Annotated in this window: 8 protein-coding genes and 1 CRISPR repeat array; of the genes, 4 read left to right on the forward strand and 4 right to left on the reverse strand. The window is 58.7% G+C overall.

Annotated elements, in window-relative coordinates; genetic code table 11:
- The first annotated feature begins 98 nt into the window (after window positions 1-98).
- The 3 genes from pulA (at window position 99) to EII11_RS08015 (ending at window position 9,390) form a co-directional block, all read left to right on the forward strand.
- The gene (pulA, locus tag EII11_RS10540) at window positions 99-8,411 is read left to right on the forward strand and encodes a pullulanase-type alpha-1,6-glucosidase (protein WP_165867119.1); all 8,313 of its coding nucleotides are present in this window, start codon (window positions 99-101) and stop codon (window positions 8,409-8,411) included.
- 284 nt (window positions 8,412-8,695) lie between these two features.
- Window positions 8,696-8,929, forward strand: coding sequence for a PTS sugar transporter subunit IIB (locus EII11_RS08010; protein ID WP_124871265.1), 234 nt, complete (start codon window positions 8,696-8,698; stop codon window positions 8,927-8,929).
- On the forward strand, window positions 8,926-9,390 hold the full coding sequence (locus tag EII11_RS08015) for a PTS sugar transporter subunit IIA (RefSeq protein WP_124871268.1): 465 nt from the start codon (window positions 8,926-8,928) through the stop codon (window positions 9,388-9,390). Before EII11_RS08010 ends, EII11_RS08015 begins: the two co-directional genes overlap by 4 nt.
- 598 nt (window positions 9,391-9,988) lie before the next feature.
- A CRISPR array of direct repeats spans window positions 9,989-10,692; the repeat unit is 37 nt; unit sequence GTCAGAAGGCTCCCAGCGCCATAAGGTGCATTGAGAC.
- Window positions 10,693-10,884: 192 nt separating this feature from the next.
- Here EII11_RS08015 and EII11_RS08020 read toward each other — a convergent pair.
- The 4 genes from EII11_RS08020 to EII11_RS08035 all read right to left on the reverse strand — a co-directional run bounded on the left by EII11_RS08020 (window position 10,885) and on the right by EII11_RS08035 (window position 15,154).
- Window positions 10,885-11,394 carry a hypothetical protein gene (locus EII11_RS08020; RefSeq protein WP_165867120.1) on the reverse strand — a complete coding sequence of 170 codons (510 nt, stop codon included), beginning with the start codon at window positions 11,392-11,394 and terminating at the stop codon, window positions 10,885-10,887.
- Between the two features lie 293 nt (window positions 11,395-11,687).
- Window positions 11,688-12,359 carry a DUF6318 family protein gene (locus tag EII11_RS08025; protein WP_165867121.1) on the reverse strand — a complete coding sequence of 224 codons (672 nt, stop codon included), beginning with the start codon at window positions 12,357-12,359 and terminating at the stop codon, window positions 11,688-11,690.
- Between the two features lie 324 nt (window positions 12,360-12,683).
- Window positions 12,684-14,822, reverse strand: coding sequence for a 4-alpha-glucanotransferase (gene malQ / locus EII11_RS08030; protein WP_124871277.1), 2,139 nt, complete (start codon window positions 14,820-14,822; stop codon window positions 12,684-12,686).
- Between the two features lie 44 nt (window positions 14,823-14,866).
- The gene (locus tag EII11_RS08035; protein WP_124871280.1) at window positions 14,867-15,154 is read right to left on the reverse strand and encodes a PTS sugar transporter subunit IIB; all 288 of its coding nucleotides are present in this window, start codon (window positions 15,152-15,154) and stop codon (window positions 14,867-14,869) included.
- 113 nt (window positions 15,155-15,267) lie between these two features.
- Between EII11_RS08035 and EII11_RS08040 the strand changes: the two genes are divergently transcribed.
- Window positions 15,268-16,221, forward strand: coding sequence for an acyl-CoA thioesterase (locus EII11_RS08040; RefSeq protein ID WP_124871283.1), 954 nt, complete (start codon window positions 15,268-15,270; stop codon window positions 16,219-16,221).
- The last annotated feature ends 29 nt before the right edge of the window (window positions 16,222-16,250 follow it).

Here is a 16,250-nt window from a genome sequence, read left to right on the forward strand (position 1 = left end):
GTGTGATCTGACCGGACAGGGTTCCGTTTTTCATTGCCTTGCATGTATTCTTACAGTGACTTTTCATAGTTTTCTTCTCCGACATCAGGATGGAATACATGTCATCAACGTTGATGAGGCGCAGAATTACCGCCACTCTCACCACATTTGCGCTGGCAAGCGCTGTTTTCTCTGGGATTCCCCTTCTCAATCCACCAGCAGCAAACGCCGCTCCGGGGCGCCCTGCAACCCTGGTGGGAGATTTTCAGAGCGAACTCTCCTGCGGGAGCGACTGGGATCCTGCATGTGCGAACACTCGGATGACTCAATCCTCCGATGACCCAAACCTCTACGAATTTGTTACGACAGTTCCAGCAGGTTCATGGAAGTTTAAAGTCGCCATGGATGGGGCGTGGAACGAGGCTTACGGCAAAGACGGCCTCCCCGACAATAACGTTCCCCTCATTCTTCAAGGCCCCACCCAAGTTGCCTTCACCTTCGACTACAGCTCGAAGAACATTGGCATCCGCCTCCCCCAGCTCCCCGGTGCCTACGATCCCGCCACAGACGCTGCACTGATCCAAGAACCTGCCACGCACCCAGGGGCGGGCCAGCAGTTCTACTTCGTCCTCACCGACCGCTTTGCCAATGGCGACACCGCTAATGACCACGGCGCATCGGCCTCGACAGACCGACTTGTCACCGGCTTTGACCCCACAGACAAAGCCTTCTACCACGGTGGCGACATCAAGGGCCTGACTCAAAAACTCGATTACATCAAGAACCTGGGCACCACCGCCATCTGGCTCACCCCCTCTTTCACCAATATGCCCGTCCTCACCGACGCCAACGGTGAAAACCCCTCTGCGGGCTACCACGGGTACTGGATCACCGACTTCACCTCCATCGACCCTCACCTGGGCAGCAACGATGACCTGAAAGAACTCATCACCGCTGCGCACGCAAAGGGTATGAAGGTCTACTTCGACATCGTTGTCAACCACACCGCAGACCTCATTAAATACCGTGAAGGTGACGGGAAGGTCTACCGCGACACCGCCACCCACCCGTACAAAACATCGGCTGGAATCCCCTTCAACCTCGCAGAGGTAGCAGGAAAAGACACCTTCCCGCCTCTGAGCGCTAACACGTCCTTCCCCTACACGCCCTACCGCCCTGTCGGCAACGACGTCATGAAACCTGAGTGGCTCAATGACGTCACGCTCTACCACAATCGCGGCGACTCTACCTGGACGGGTGAATCCACCACACTGGGTGACTTCATCGGACTTGACGACCTCATGACCGAACACCCAAAGGTCATCAATGGCATGGCCGACATTTACAAGGCGTGGATTGACTTTGGCCTGGACGGATTCCGCATCGACACCGTCAAGCATGTCGATAATGTCTTCTGGGATCAGTGGACGAAGAAGATCGCTGACCATGCCACGGCCGCCGGTAAAAACGAGTTCTTCACCTTCGGTGAGGTCTACAACTTTGAGGCCGCCGACCTTGCCCCCTACACGCGCGACACCTCGATGAACGGCATTTTGGACTTCATGTTCCAAAACCGCGCCGTCAAATTCGCCAAAGGGGACAGCACCGAAACCCTGAGCGAGCTGTTCGCAGCCGACGACATCTACACCACCCCCACCTCGAACGCTGGCCTCATGCCCACTTTCTTGGGTAATCACGACATGGGCCGAGTGGGCTACCTGGTCAACGTCCCCGGCTCAGGTGTGGAGCGCTCGAAGCTGGCGCACTCCCTCATGTACCTCACGCGAGGTCAACCCGTCGTCTACTACGGAGACGAGCAAGGTTTCGTCGGTGAAGGCGATGGCACCGATAAGGAAGCCCGTCAGGACATGTTCGCCACGCGAACCTCTCACTTTGCCAACCAGAAGCTCCTTGACGGCCAAACCCTTGGCTCCCAGGATCGCTTTGACGAAAACGCTCCCCTCTATGGCCATATCGCGCAGCTGGCCAAGCTACGTTCCGCCCACAAGGCGCTCAGCACCGGTGGGCAAATCGAACGCTGGGCAACCAGCGGGCCCGGCTTGTATGCCTTCTCCCGCGTCGACCGTGACGAGAAGATCGAATACTTCATCGCACTGAACAACTCCGGTGCTCCCGTCACCCACCAGCCAAGGACCCTGACAGCAAACGCCACTTTTGAGCCGCTTTACGGGGCGAGCACACCCCTCACTTCCGACGCATCAGGTGCTGTGAACGTGACAGTTCCCGCCTATGGTGCTGTGGTCTACAAGGCGAACACGACTGTCGCATCAGGTGAAGTCACCGGCGAGCTCACCGTAGCCGGACACAAGCTCTCCGGTCGAGCACCCATTGGCACAACCGTTTCAGGCAACCAATGGTCAGAAACCTCTTTCTCCTACCGCCTGGCTGGGCAGACCGATTGGATGCCTCTGGGCGTCGACACTGGTCAGAACGCCCGCGTCTACCATGATGTTTCCGCCCTGCCTGCGGGTACTGTCGTTGAATACCGCGCCATTACCACGGATGCTGCCGGGAACTCCCAGGCCTCGTCAGGGTGGGGCGTCGTCGGCGTTGACCTCGTCGGAGGGCCCTCAGCCGGACCCGACGCCTCCACGCTGGTCACCATCCCCGGCACCTTCAATAAGGCACTGGGATGCACCAAGGGCGCAGACGGGAACTGGGATCCCAGCTGCGAAAAGATCGCCCTTACCAAGGACGCCAACTCCCCCTGGTACTCCGGCACCTTCACCATCCCGGCAGGCGAACACAAGTACAAGATTGCTGTTGGTGGAAGCTGGGCAGAAAACTACGGCAAGAACGCCAACGAACAGGGCACACTGACCGTCGCTCCCGACGGCTCCGATATCGCCTTCATCAGCACAGGTGATCCCATCACCTTCTACTACAACCCCGTTACCCACTACTTCTTCAACACCGCTGAGCACGACCCCATCACCCTGCCGGGCGATTTCACCCAGGCAATGGGTTGCACCGGCGGTGCAGGAGGCAACTGGGATCCGGCGTGCCTTGCCACCCTCATGGAACGCACCGACGCTGACACCTTTACCTTCACCACCGACGCCCTGGCCGGTCGACAGATCGAGGTCAAGGCTGCTCACAAACTCGGCTGGGACGAATCCTACGGGCCTGAGGACAATCGCGGTGGAAACTACCGCTTCCACATTCCCGCAGGACAGCGTGCCACCTTCACCTACACGCTGAGCACCCACAACCTGACGCTGACCACCAAGGATTTGGCATCTATCGAATCCACCAACGCTGAAGCCCAGTGGATCGACGCACGCACCATCGCCCTGCCGGCCTCGCTCTTTAAGGGCAATTTCCCTGGAGAGGCGACGGTCAAACTCCTGGCGGCTCCCAATGGTCGCGTGTCGATTGTTGGCAACCAGGCGGTGAGCACTATCGGTGACGTGGAGACAATCACCCTGGAACGCGTAGGGGCAGCACCGAACGCTGAACAGTTGAAGAACTTCCGGCACCTCTTCGGGTACTCCACCTATGCTCTACCCGCCGACCAGCAGGCACGAGCAAAGGACCTCCTCAAGGGCGCATTGCACGTCGCTGTTGAGGCCAAGGGTATTCCGGTATCCCTGACCGGCGTGCAGATTCCCGGCGCACTTGATGCCCTCTACGCTACTGCGGCACGAGCAGCCGACCTTGGCGTGAAATGGGAAAACGCCGGTACCGACACAGCGACGCCTACCCTGAACCTGTGGGCGCCGACCGCTACCTCTGTTCACGCTCGCCTGTGGGAGACTGAAGCGGCTGAGGGTGAGGGCACACTCCACCCGATGACCCTTAACCCGGACACTGGTATCTGGACTGTCACCGGTCAAGCCGACTGGAAGAACAAGGCCTACAAGTTTGAGGTTCAGGTCTACGTGCCCAGCACCGGTCAGATTGAAACCAATAGCGTCACTGACCCCTACTCTGTCGGCTTGGCAGTGGCCTCCACTCACTCGGTGCTACTCGATATGAAGGACCCCGCCCTGGCGCCAGCCTCGTGGACCTCCATGACTATTCCCACCATTGCCCGCGCCGTTGACCAGATGATCTACGAACTGCATGTTCGTGACTTCTCCATCAACGACACCACCGTGCCTGAGAACCTGCGCGGCACCTACAAGGCCTTCACGCAAAGCGACTCTGCGGGCATGAAACACCTGGCGGAGGTTGGCGCAGCGGGCGTGAACGCCATTCACCTTCTGCCCACCTACGACATTGCCACCATCCCCGAACCGCGCTCGCAGCAAACCAACCCCGTGGTTCCCGCGGCGGGCCCTGACCACGCTGAACAGCAGGCAGCGGTTGCTGCTGCGGCAGCGACCGACGGCTTCAATTGGGGCTACGACCCCTACCACTACTTCGCACCTGAAGGCTCTTACGCATCCGACCCATCAGCGGCTGGACGCGTCAAGGAATACCGCGAGATGGTTGCCGCCCTCGCCGGCTTGAAGATGCGTGTCATCGCTGACCAGGTGTTCAACCACACCGCCCAGTCCGGCCAGGGGGAAAAGTCGGTTCTCGACAGGATCGTGCCCGGCTACTACCACCGCCTCAACTGGCAGGGCGTGGTCGAAAACTCCACCTGCTGTGAGAACCTCGCGACCGAACACCAAATGGGCGAACAGCTCATGATCGACTCGATCCTGACCTGGGCGCGCGACTACAAGGTCTCTGGTTTCCGTTTCGATCTGATGGGACACCACAGCGCTTCGAACCTCACCACTATCCAATCCCGTTTACGTCAACTCACCCTTGAAGCTGATGGGATTGATGGCTCCACCATCCACATGTACGGCGAAGGCTGGAACTTTGGTGAGGTCGCCAATAATGCTCGCTTCGACCAGGCAACCCAAGGCCAGCTTGGTGGTACTCAGATCGGTACCTTCAACGACCGCCTGCGTGACGGCGTCCACGGTGATGGCCTGACCGGCCAGGGCTGGGGCACTGGCCAGGCTATGGAAACCCGCGATGGGAATAACGAGGGATTCGACCAGGGTAAGCTGCGCTACCAGACTGACCTGATCCGGGTGGGCCTGGCTGGCAATCTCAAGTCCTTCCGATTCCTCGCCTCTGACGGCAACTGGAAGACCGGCGCTGACCTGCGCTATGGGTCAAGCTCGGCTGGCTACGCTGACGACCCCGCTGATTCAGTCAACTACGTGGACGCTCACGACAATCAGACGCTTTACGACATCACCGTGATGCGCATGCCGCAAAACCTGACCATGGCTGACCGCGTGCGCATGAACACGGTGCAGCTCGCTACCGTCGCCCTCGGCCAGAGCCCTGCCTTCTGGCATGCAGGAACAGACCTCATGAGGTCGAAGTCTCTGGACCGTGATTCCTACAATTCGGGCGATCACTTCAATGCCATTGACTGGACGGGTCAGACCCATAACTTCGGTGTGGGTCTGCCTCCAGCGGAGAAGAACCAAAGCACGTGGGACTACCAGGCTCCGCTGCTGCGTGATCCTGCGCTGAAGGCCTCCCCCGCTGATCTGGCTGCCTCCAAGGCGATGGCTCTGGACCTTGTTCGCCTGCGTTATGCCTCGCCACTCATGCGACTGGGTTCAGCGGAGCTCATCAATGAACGCGTGACCTTCCCTGCCTCTGGCCCCAATGCCCCGGCTGGCCTGATTGTCATGCATATCGATGACCGAACTGGCACTGACATCGACCCTGAGCGCGATGCGATTATGGCCGTGTTCAACCCCTCCCCCACTGCCATCACCCATAAGATTGATGGTTTCGAGGGACGCCGCTTCGCACTGTCAGCTATTCAGCGCGAGGGCGTAGACCCGGTTGTCAAGACCACGACCTGGGATGAGGCAAGCGGCACGATCACCATTCCGGCACGTACCGTGGCCGTCCTTGATGGCCTGCCCGCGCGTCTAGCTGATCGTCACACCGCAACCTATGCGGATATGACCGCCGTGCGTGGTCTTGCCACTCCAATTGTCGGTGCGGCTCCCGTTGACGCCGATCCTGCAGGCTCTGCTCTGCCAGAGAAGACCCGCTTCACTCTGACCCCGGCAGCAAGCTCGGGAACGACGCCCTCGACACCGAACACGCCCACCGCTGAGGTGGCCGCCGACCAAGCCCGTTGGGTGGCAATCAACGCCGATACCGGCGCGCTGACCCTCACCCCTGGTGCGGATGTTGCCCTGGGTGAACACACGGTGTACGTCACTGCGACCTACTCCGATGGCAGCAGTGAGAGCGTGCCCGCCAAGGTGACGGTGAAGGCATCGCATGCCGAAGGATTCACTCCGGCCTACACCGCTGTTTCCGTGCAGCAGGGTGGGCAAGAGAGCGTTCCCGCGCCCCAAGCGCCAGAAGGAACACTGCCCGATGGGACGTCTTTCGCTGCTGGAACGGCGTGGCCCGCATGGGCACAACTCAACGATGCCGGACAGATCGTTCTCTCGCCCAGCGTTGATGTGACCCTCGGTGAACACACTCTGCCCGTTACCGTCACCTACCCCGATACCTCCACCGATCAGGTGACGGCAACGGTGACCGTGACAGCTCAGCCCCTGAATGTCACTCACGTTCCCGGATATCAGGCGCTGACGGTTGTGCGCGGCCTTTCTGCTGCGACCGTAGGCACTGCACCCACCGATATTGCTCCTGGAGGCAGCGTTCTGCCTGCAGGCACCACCTTCGCCCTCGCTGATTCGACCCCCGAGGCCGTGCGCGCATGGCTGAGCGTTGACGCCGCAACCGGCGTTCTTAGCGCTCATCCGAATGCGTCGGTGGAGGCTGGCGATTATGAGGTGCGCGTGCGTGTGACCTTCACAGATGGTTCACACTCGTCTGTTCTCGTACCGGTGAGCGTGGTGCTGAACAGTGCCGATAAGTACACGCCAACCTACACGGCTGCTTCTGTCACCCAAGGGCAAAGCGCTGACCTTGCGGCTCCCACTGCTGCCGAAGGAACTTTGCCGGAAGGCACTCAATTCCGCGCGGGTGATGCTTGGCCCGCGTGGGCAACCCTTCGTGCAGATGGTGCCATCACTCTGGCTCCTGGCACGGATGTTGAGGCGGGCGTTGTCTCGCTGAGCGTGATTGTTGCCTACGCAGATGGCACTGAAGATGCCGCGTCCGTCGAGGTCACAGTGGCGGCTCGCCCGACGCCTCAGGCAGAGCTGTACGAGCCTGCTTACACCCCGATTGAGGTCACCCGCGGCCTGCCGACGGTCACCACTGTTGCAGGGCCGACGAATACCTCGGCAAGTGGCGAGGCGCTGCCCGCCGGCATTGCCTACGCTCTGGCTGATGCTGATGCCTCAACGCAGCTGCCTGCTGCACCTGACTGGGTCAGCATTGATCCTGCCACCGGTGCGCTTACGCTGTCACCGAAGGCTTCCGTCGAGGCAGCTCCCGTTACCTTCGGTGTGCGCGTCACCTACCAGGACGGCTCAGAAGAGGTCATTCGTGTTGAGATGACGGTTCGCCCAGCAGTAGCCGAAGAAAAGGCCCCCGCCTACGCCGAGGCCATCACCGGCACGACCCCTGGTGCCACCCTGCGCATTGCCCAGACGAGCCTGGATCTTCCTGCCGGCGTGACTGCCTCGTTGATGGATACCTCGGTTATCCCTCAGGGGTGGACGGTGACCGTCACTGAACGCAGCATTGACGCCGCATCCGTGCCCGGTGGCACGGGCGCTTCTCTGCGGATTCTTCCGCTGGAAGATCTCAACCTGGCTCGCGTAGGTGACATTCAGGTTGTCACTCCTGCTGACGCCCAGGTGGGCGATCATGCGGTCATCCGCGTGCTCTTCACCTACCCTGACCGTTCCACCGCGCAGCTCATGCATGAGGTGGTCATCGCTGGTGAGAAGCCTTCACCGAATAATCCAGGTGATGGTGGTAACTCTGGCGGCAACGGGAACACCGGCGGAGACGCAGGAAACCAAGGCGGCGACACGGGTAACCAAGGTGGCGGCTCAGGCGACCAAGGCAACGCTGGCAACCAGGGCGGTACTGGTAATGACAGCGGTGCTGGGAACTCGGGTGGAAACTCGGGCGGTAACTCTGGTCAGGGCACCCCGAATCCTGGTGGTAACACTCCCCCGCCCGTTGTTCCCCCTACCAACCCATCTGTGCCCAATCCTGGCGGTAATAACCCCACCCCGAACCCGGGTAACTCCGGCGCTGGGAATGGTGGTACTGGCAATGGTGGCGCTGGCAACGGCGGTGGTCCGAAGCCCGGAGGATCCGGCGTGGGCGGCGATACCAGCCATTCGGCAAACCCTGATAATTCTGCCAAGGGCCACTACGGCAATGGCAAGAACCTGCCGAAGTCCAAGTTGGCTGCAACAGGTGCCGAGGGCACACTCGGAACCTTCCTGGCTCTCTTCCTCGGCGGCGCGGCGCTAAGTGCCCTCCGCAAACGTCGATGACATGGGCCGGTAGCCGTAAAGCGTCGGTGAGGGGCCAGTGGCCGTAGCACCGCGATAGCGGCGTCCATTTGGGGGTGGTGATCTGTAGGATCACCACCCCCAACGCTATTCATCTTGCTTTCCACAAGAGATGAAAGCAGGCGAGGTTCGTTCTCACCCTTTTGTCTGTTACGAGGAAGCCTCGAAACGCCTCAGGCCCTGCACACACAGGACTACCCCGGTGTAGGCTTGGAGGGCATCGGCATGCGAAACCCTTAGCTTGTCTCGGGTCAAAGGAGGTCCCCATGTCTGCAGCGGAGCAGATTCTTCACGCCCTAGGAGGGTGGTCAAATATTTCGCGTCTTGACGCCTGCATTACCCGCCTTCGCGTAGAACTCAAAGACCCCGCCGTGATTGATTCTGACGCGATGAAGAGCGCAGGTGCTCACGATGTCATTGTTGTTGGCTCCACTGCTCAAGTCGTTGTCGGGCCTTACGCTGATGACCTCGCCTCACAAATCCAGGAACTTGCTCCATGACACTCACTGTTCATGCTCCTCTCACCGGCCGTCTCTATCCTCTTGAGGTCGTTGATGATCCCGTCTTTGCCCATGAGATCGTTGGCCCCGGCGTTGCCATCATGCCGGCGACACATGAGCGTCAACACGTCTACTCACCCGTTGACGGCACCGTCGCCAAAATGATGGGACACGCTTTTGTTGTCGTGTCTCGAAGTGGTGTGCCTGTGCTTGTTCACATGGGTATCAACACCATTAACCTTGACGGCGCTGGTTTCGAGGCAATTCGACGTGAGGGTGACAGCGTGCGGGCAGGCGACCCATTACTGCACTGGACTCCACAAGTAGCACTTGACGCGGGCCTGGCAGTAACCGTGCCTGTCATCATCCTCGATTCAAAGACACGAAGCATTGATGTTGTTGCTGACTACGATGCTCAAGTCACGAACTCGGACGCGATCCTGACAGTCAGCGGGGGTTAATCTCTTTTCCTCACAAGTCCGTTTCGCGTAGGGACTGTTTGACTGACCTTGGCTGGTTCCGCGCAAACCACTGTTTCAGGTGTGCACCCGCAATGCCAGAATGGGGCCATGCCAGCCTGTCCCGGCGCGATACTTGGCATAAGGTTGCAGCACCGTCTTCTTTTGCTTGCACGGATGGTTTCTGGCTGCACTGGTGCTCTGTGGTTGCACCTGTATCCCCTGGTCGCTTGTGTTACGCCGGGCCCGGGTGTTCTCATGCAACCAGGCGCATCCGGTGCAACCCGAAGCCGCCAGCAGCCCCTTCCAGGCTTGCATCTGACACCTATAGGGATTTCCCGACCCTCATCCCCTCCAATCATCAGACCATTTTTCTGTAATTTTCAGTACGGCGAAGGCGGGCCGAGGGCGACTTTTCCGCATAACCTCGTTCAAAGTCGGCGGAGAACAAGTGAAAACCGCCGTCGGTGGCGGGGTGGCTCTGACCTGGGGTTTTATGGTTAAATTGGGCCTATCAGAGCCTGGTGAAAAGCACTGTTTTTGGTCGGTGGCGGAAACGCTTGTAAAGCCGCAGGTCAGAAGGGGTGTTTTTCGGTAGGGGGTCAGAAGGCTCCCAGCGCCATAAGGTGCATTGAGACGCGTTTTGCTGTTCTTCGATGGCGGCGTTGTACTCCGTCAGAAGGCTCCCAGCGCCATAAGGTGCATTGAGACGGGTTGAGCGGAGCGCTCACGCCCGAAAAAGTCCAGAACGTCAGAAGGCTCCCAGCGCCATAAGGTGCATTGAGACCCGATGATGACGTCAGGCGGTGGAAGCTGGTAGCGGTTGGTCAGAAGGCTCCCAGCGCCATAAGGTGCATTGAGACACATATCGACCACCTCGACCATCCGGGTATGGCTCGTCAGAAGGCTCCCAGCGCCATAAGGTGCATTGAGACCTCAATTCGCTGTGCTCATAATCAACAATGTTTCCGGTCAGAAGGCTCCCAGCGCCATAAGGTGCATTGAGACGGGGAGCGAGGGTGGGGTGGGGGAGGGGTACACCCCGTCAGAAGGCTCCCAGCGCCATAAGGTGCATTGAGACCGAGTGAACGGCGTGATGTGGGAAGTCTCTGGTGAGTCAGAAGGCTCCCAGCGCCATAAGGTGCATTGAGACCAGCAATAAACGAGTGCCTAGCGGATGGTGAGGGAATCGAGTCAGAAGGCTCCCAGCGCCATAAGGTGCATTGAGACTCAGTGTCCACCGCGATGATAAGTGTGTGCGCTACCTTGTCAGAAGGCTCCCAGCGCCATAAGGTGCATTGAGACAAAAGGTCACGGCACGCTTTAGTTCCGTTGTCGTAAGTCAGAAGGCTCCCAGCGCTTTCGTCGAGGCTCTGCGTTATCGACGAAACTCCGGGCAACGTGGCTGTATCTCGTCAACGAGGCAGAGTTTCGACGCTAGGGGCGCCACCGGCGGGGCTGCTGTGCCCCTTCACTGACACCAACACACTGGGCGCTCTATCGGCCCATGAGTTCTTCAGCGGTATCGGTCAAATACCCCTTGGCTTTACGGACCTCAAGAGGTGCAGACGCCTCGACCGTCACCAAGGCTGATGGCACCGTCAGGCTCTCCCCCGTCACAGGATGAACCACCCTGGCCTTCCACGTCGTCTCCAACACCACACTTACCTGTTCCCTGGGTTCCAGGTACACATGATTAAGCGTCATCACTGGAAACCCTTCAGAAGGATCCGTCGTCACCAACGGATCTGTCCCATCCCCAAAGTCATACTTAAACGAGGTTGCCTCAAAATCGACCACCACATCATGGTCAAACACCCGCACCACCTCCTGCTTCACAGGAGTAGCCGCGTGCACCAGGGTTGGCACCCCCACATAGGTCCGACTCCACGGCTCCACCTTCAGCCCAGCACTGCTCACCTGCGTGTGGGCAAGCGCGTGGTACAACAAATCAACAGTTGGAATCTCCTCAGCAGGCTCATCATCAGCAAACCGATACGGACACAAATCCGACCCACTCCACCCACCCGCACTCAACTGACCCACACACCCCAAATCCGCAGACGGCGGAGGCGCAGACCGCCCCAAAAACGCTTGCGAAGACCCAGGAGAAGGTAAGGTTTCTTCCCCGTTCTGATGGAGCAAATACACGCCACTTACGTCGACCATATTGGGGGCACTTGTCTGTGCGGTGAATTTCCTTCGGTCGGGTGGAGGAGACTCGTCAGCCCACGCCATTTGGGAAGAAAATAGTCCCAAACAGACAAGAATCAAAACAGGAAGAGCAGTCGTCAGTTTCCTCATCTCTGTTTCTCTTCCCCAACAGCTTCGCTGACATGCCAGATGCCGTCATCAAAACGAAGTTGGATTTGGAACCTGGCATCCTCTTCAGGCATCTTGTGCAGCCTTGTTCCGTCGTAATACTTGTGTTCACCAGTCTCAACATGAACGACAACATGCCAAAGGCCAGGATGGTCGGGGATTTCGAAGGAGGGCTCGACTTCCTTTACATCGGCTCTCAAACCTTCAATCCACCCTTTGTTAGCCGTATCTTCATCGGCGGTTGATGCCATGTGTTCGCACCACGTACATGACGGCAGGGAAATCTCCCTCAACAGGGAAGAGTCTCCACTATTCCAGGTGTACTCCATAACACGGATGAAGTAGCGAGCAAACTCCTCAGCCCCGTTATTATCATGCACCCTGGCCAGCTCAGTCAGCTCAGGTTTCTCCGCCGGAGGCAACGACGCATACCTCAACAGCTTCCCCTCACGCGTCACCTCATAAATACCAGACATCGCCACCACATCATCAGGCGACCCCGCCTGCGACTGCACGCCATCTTCCACAGGAAGCGACGCAGACATCCCCTGCTCTGAACCAGCAGAACCACACGCAGTAAGCGACACGCTCACCACCGCACAGGCAAGCAGCACACCAACACTTTTCCTTGAGGCATTCAACAACATCATGCCCCAACGCTACCGCCCCACACACCCACACCACAGCCAAATGAAAAATCTGTGGATAACTCTCACCCGACTCCCGCACTTCTCATGCCAAAAGCCCAGCCCCCATGCCTGCTAGTTCACGGGAAGTAGATTCGCGCAGTCACGCGGGAAGTAGATTCGTGCAGTCACGCGGGAAATAGTTCTCACCTGGGCACAAAAGTGGGGTTATACGACAAAAGTGTGGCCCAGACGCTCAGCGTCTGGGCCACACCCGTACCACGTCAATCGCTATGACACGACTACAAGCACATCATTCACATGACGTGCCATTCACGCCGTGTTGTGTCAACGAACGGCGGAATCCACTGCCTCGAAGATGGCAGCCGCACGGGCATTCGTCGCCAAATCCTCGATATACACTTCCTTGCCGTTCCCATCACACAGTGGCACACACCAGTTCGGGTATTCCGTTGAAGTACCCGGCAGATTCTGTGGGCGCACATCGCCCACGACATCCACCAGGGATACGCCCACCAAAGCAGAGGGGGTCGCAGCAGCGTAACGATGCAAAGCGACAACGACCTCGTCAACCGTGGGGGTTTGCGCTTCAAGGAAACCATATTCGCGCAGGCGAACCATCATCTGCTCCAGCTCGCGACGATCAGCGGCGCGCACGGATTCAATATCCTCTACAAGCAGGCCAAGCTTGTTACGCAGTTCCGTTTGCACGCCAGCAATGTAGCCTGCCGTAGGGGGCAGGTCGTGGGTATTCACCGTTGACAGTGCTCCCCAACGGTACTGGTCAGCGTGCAGCGGCCAGCCAGAATCTTCCTTCTCGAACCACACAACGGAAGTGCCCAGGATACCGCGGTCTGCCAAGTAATCGCGCACCCACGGTTCCACAGTGCCCAGGTCCTCACCGATGACGACAGCACCGGCGCGCTGTGCTTCGAGCAGCACAACACCAACCATCGCCTCGTGATCGAAGTAGACGTAGGTGCCTTCCGAGGCCGGACGCCCTGCGGGGATCCACCACAAGCGGAACAGGCCCAGGATATGGTCAATACGAATCGCGCCGGAGTGAGATAGGACTGCGCGCAACATATCGCGCAGCGGACGGTAACCGGTACGCGCCAGGGCACGCGGCGACCACGGTGGCTGCGACCAATTCTGGCCCTGCTGAGAGTACATATCCGGCGGAGCGCCAACTTGCATGCCCGGAGCGAACACTCCTGGCTCGGACCAAATCTCAGAACCATTGGCGTGCACGCCAACAGCCAGGTCAGCCATGATGCCCATTTTCATGCCGACAGAACGAGCGACCTCGTGAGCTTTGACGAGCTGCTCACGCGTAACCCACTGGCACCATTGCCAAAACTCGACACGGTCTGCAAGAGCCTCGCGTACAGCACCGATGGCATCCATGTCAGCATTGGCGTATTCCTCAGGAAGAAGCAGTCCGCCTTCCTTTTCCACCAGCGCGCACCACAGGGCGAAGTTGGCCAAATCCTGGCCGCCCTGGGCAATAAAAGCGTCAAAAGCTGCCTGACGGTGGTAGCTGCGCGGCAAAGCGAAAACCAATTCAAGAGCTTTGCTCTTAGCCGCCCAGGTGCGGTCACGCTCAATCGGTGCAGCGTCCTCAGCCACGGCGCTTTCGCGGAGGGCCTCAATAGCGCGACGCACGCTTTCAGGCGCATGGACGTATTCAGTAATCGCTTCGGGGCGAGCGTAGATAGGGTTCACCCACCGGCGAGTCACCGGAAGGTAGGGGGAGTTCTCTAGTGGCGCAACTGTTGCGGCAGCGTGCACAGGGTTGATCAGCAGGAAGTCGGCACCCTTTTGCGCACATACCGCAGCCAAGTTTGCGAGGTCTTCCGCGTCACCCATACCCCAGGACGAGGCCGAACGCGCCGAGTACATCTGGGCGGCTACACCCCAGTGACGCCCCTGGTGGAGGACGGCCGGGCTCACTCGGTTCGGAACGACAATGAGTGGAGCAGAGTAGACAGCGCCACCTTCAACAGTCGCGGTGAGGGTATGCCAGCCCAGAGGGAGGTGTGCGGGAACCTCGAAGGTTGCGCGGCCGGTAAGAACGTCGTTGACGACGCGGGGCTCAACCCAACGGTCAAGCTGGTGGAGTTCTCCCTTTCCGCCTTCTTCAAGGGAGTAGTCGACGTGCACCCACGAGCCGTGGGGAACGTGAACGTGGATTTCCTTGGAAGAGCCTTCACGCACGACCGTACAGTCGGGTAGGGTCTGCAGCCAGAATTGATCCTCGGTCCAGGTCAGGGCATCATGGACGTCTTTAATGGTGGCGTCTGCTGTGACAGGCACTCCCAGGGCTTCAAGCACTGCAAGGAGTGAACGCGATCCAACATTGCATTGATTGCCGTACCAGTCCCAGAAAGTGGTGGCTACACCATTTCGGTCTGCGAGGTGCTGGAGCAGCCCCAGATCGTCAACGGCAGGCGCGTTCGTGTTCACACCTTCTCCTCAGTGTTGAGATGTTTATTCAGCTAGAGATGATTTTATGATGCGTGACGGGGTGCCGTCACCGAGCTCAGATTCTCTTCCTGTGCTTTGCAGAGCTGAAGCATGTGCGCGGCAAGTTCTTCTGACGCTTCGCCTGCGACAATTTGAATGACCTCATCGACTCGAACGAGGGCGATGACAGGGCCAACGCGAAGGGCGTCATCGTTGACTTTCAGAGGGTTGTGCACCTCAACTCGAATACGAACCATGCACGATTCAATCTCGGCAATATTCGATGCGCCACCCAGCCCATCAACGAGGGCTTGCGCGATTTCTTTCTCCATTGTCTAATCCACAATCCTTATTTTGCGACTCGGATCACATAATAATCCGCTGTGTGATATCAAGCAATGTCCACAGTCTCGCTTATCACCTCGTTTCGTTAAAGAATGGTGCTATGACCGCTCCGATTGCTATTCCTCAAGGCTCCCACGAACCAGTGGCCTCCGTGCTGCGCATTCTTGAACTTACTGAAACCGGTCACGATCGCTTTGAAGCTCACTCTTTGCCGCAGGTCAGACGCGTCTACGGCGGTCAAGTGCTTGCCCAATCCCTTCTTGCAGCTTGTGCGTCATTGGAGGACACTGAGCGCCTTCCTCATTCCTTCCACGCCTACTTCTTACGCGGCGGCGATCCTTCCTCGACCTTCGAACTGCAGGTTGAGCGCCTCCGTAATGGTCGGTCTTTTTCAAGCCGTCGCGTGACCTGCACTCAGGACGAACGCGAGATCCTCTCGATGACCTGTTCTTTCCAGGGGCCTGAAGATGGGTATGACACCGCCTTGCCGATGCCAAAGGTCCCGCATGCTTCTGAGTTACGCTCGGCACTGGAGATCTTCCGTATGATGGATCACCCTGTCGGCAGGTTCTTAGGTAAAACGGCAGCCTTTGATGTGCGGCATGTCCAAAAGGAGCTTTACACGAGCGCCGATCCCGAAGGTGGGAATATTCAACAGCTCTGGATGCGACCCCGCTTCCCTATTGGCGAGGGTGTTCACCAGTACGTTCACCGCGCATTATTGGCCTATGTCATTGACCAGGTGATGTTTGAGCCGGCAATGCGCGTCACGGGCAATTCCTGGATGACGCCAGGGATGTCTGCGGCGTCATTGGATCACGCTATGTGGTTCCACCGTGATGTCGATATCAATGATTGGTTGCTCTACGACGCAATCTGCCTGTCCGTGAATAACGGGCGCATGCTGTCACATATGCGGGTTTTCACCGAGGACGGTGTGCTGGTGGCTGAGGCTAGCCAGCAGGGTATGTTGCGTGTTCCTCGGGACGGCAAACAGGGTTCTGGCCAGTGGGGTTTTGGTGCTGTGCCGGACGAACCCTCAGCCACTGCCTGAGCACTGACGTGCTGGCTTAGTTGACGCTG

The sequence above is a fragment of the Schaalia canis genome, assembly GCF_003858455.1.
GTDB lineage: Bacteria > Actinomycetota > Actinomycetes > Actinomycetales > Actinomycetaceae > Pauljensenia > Pauljensenia canis.

Coding starts and splice junctions, on each gene's coding strand:
- pulA (WP_165867119.1), top strand. CDS start 99: ATGTCATCAACGTTGATGAGGCGCAGAATTACCGCCACTCTCACCACA.
- EII11_RS08010 (WP_124871265.1), top strand. CDS start 8,696: ATGTCTGCAGCGGAGCAGATTCTTCACGCCCTAGGAGGGTGGTCAAAT.
- EII11_RS08015 (WP_124871268.1), top strand. CDS start 8,926: ATGACACTCACTGTTCATGCTCCTCTCACCGGCCGTCTCTATCCTCTT.
- EII11_RS08025 (WP_165867121.1), bottom strand. CDS start 12,359: ATGATGTTGTTGAATGCCTCAAGGAAAAGTGTTGGTGTGCTGCTTGCC.
- EII11_RS08035 (WP_124871280.1), bottom strand. CDS start 15,154: ATGGAGAAAGAAATCGCGCAAGCCCTCGTTGATGGGCTGGGTGGCGCA.
- EII11_RS08040 (WP_124871283.1), top strand. CDS start 15,268: ATGACCGCTCCGATTGCTATTCCTCAAGGCTCCCACGAACCAGTGGCC.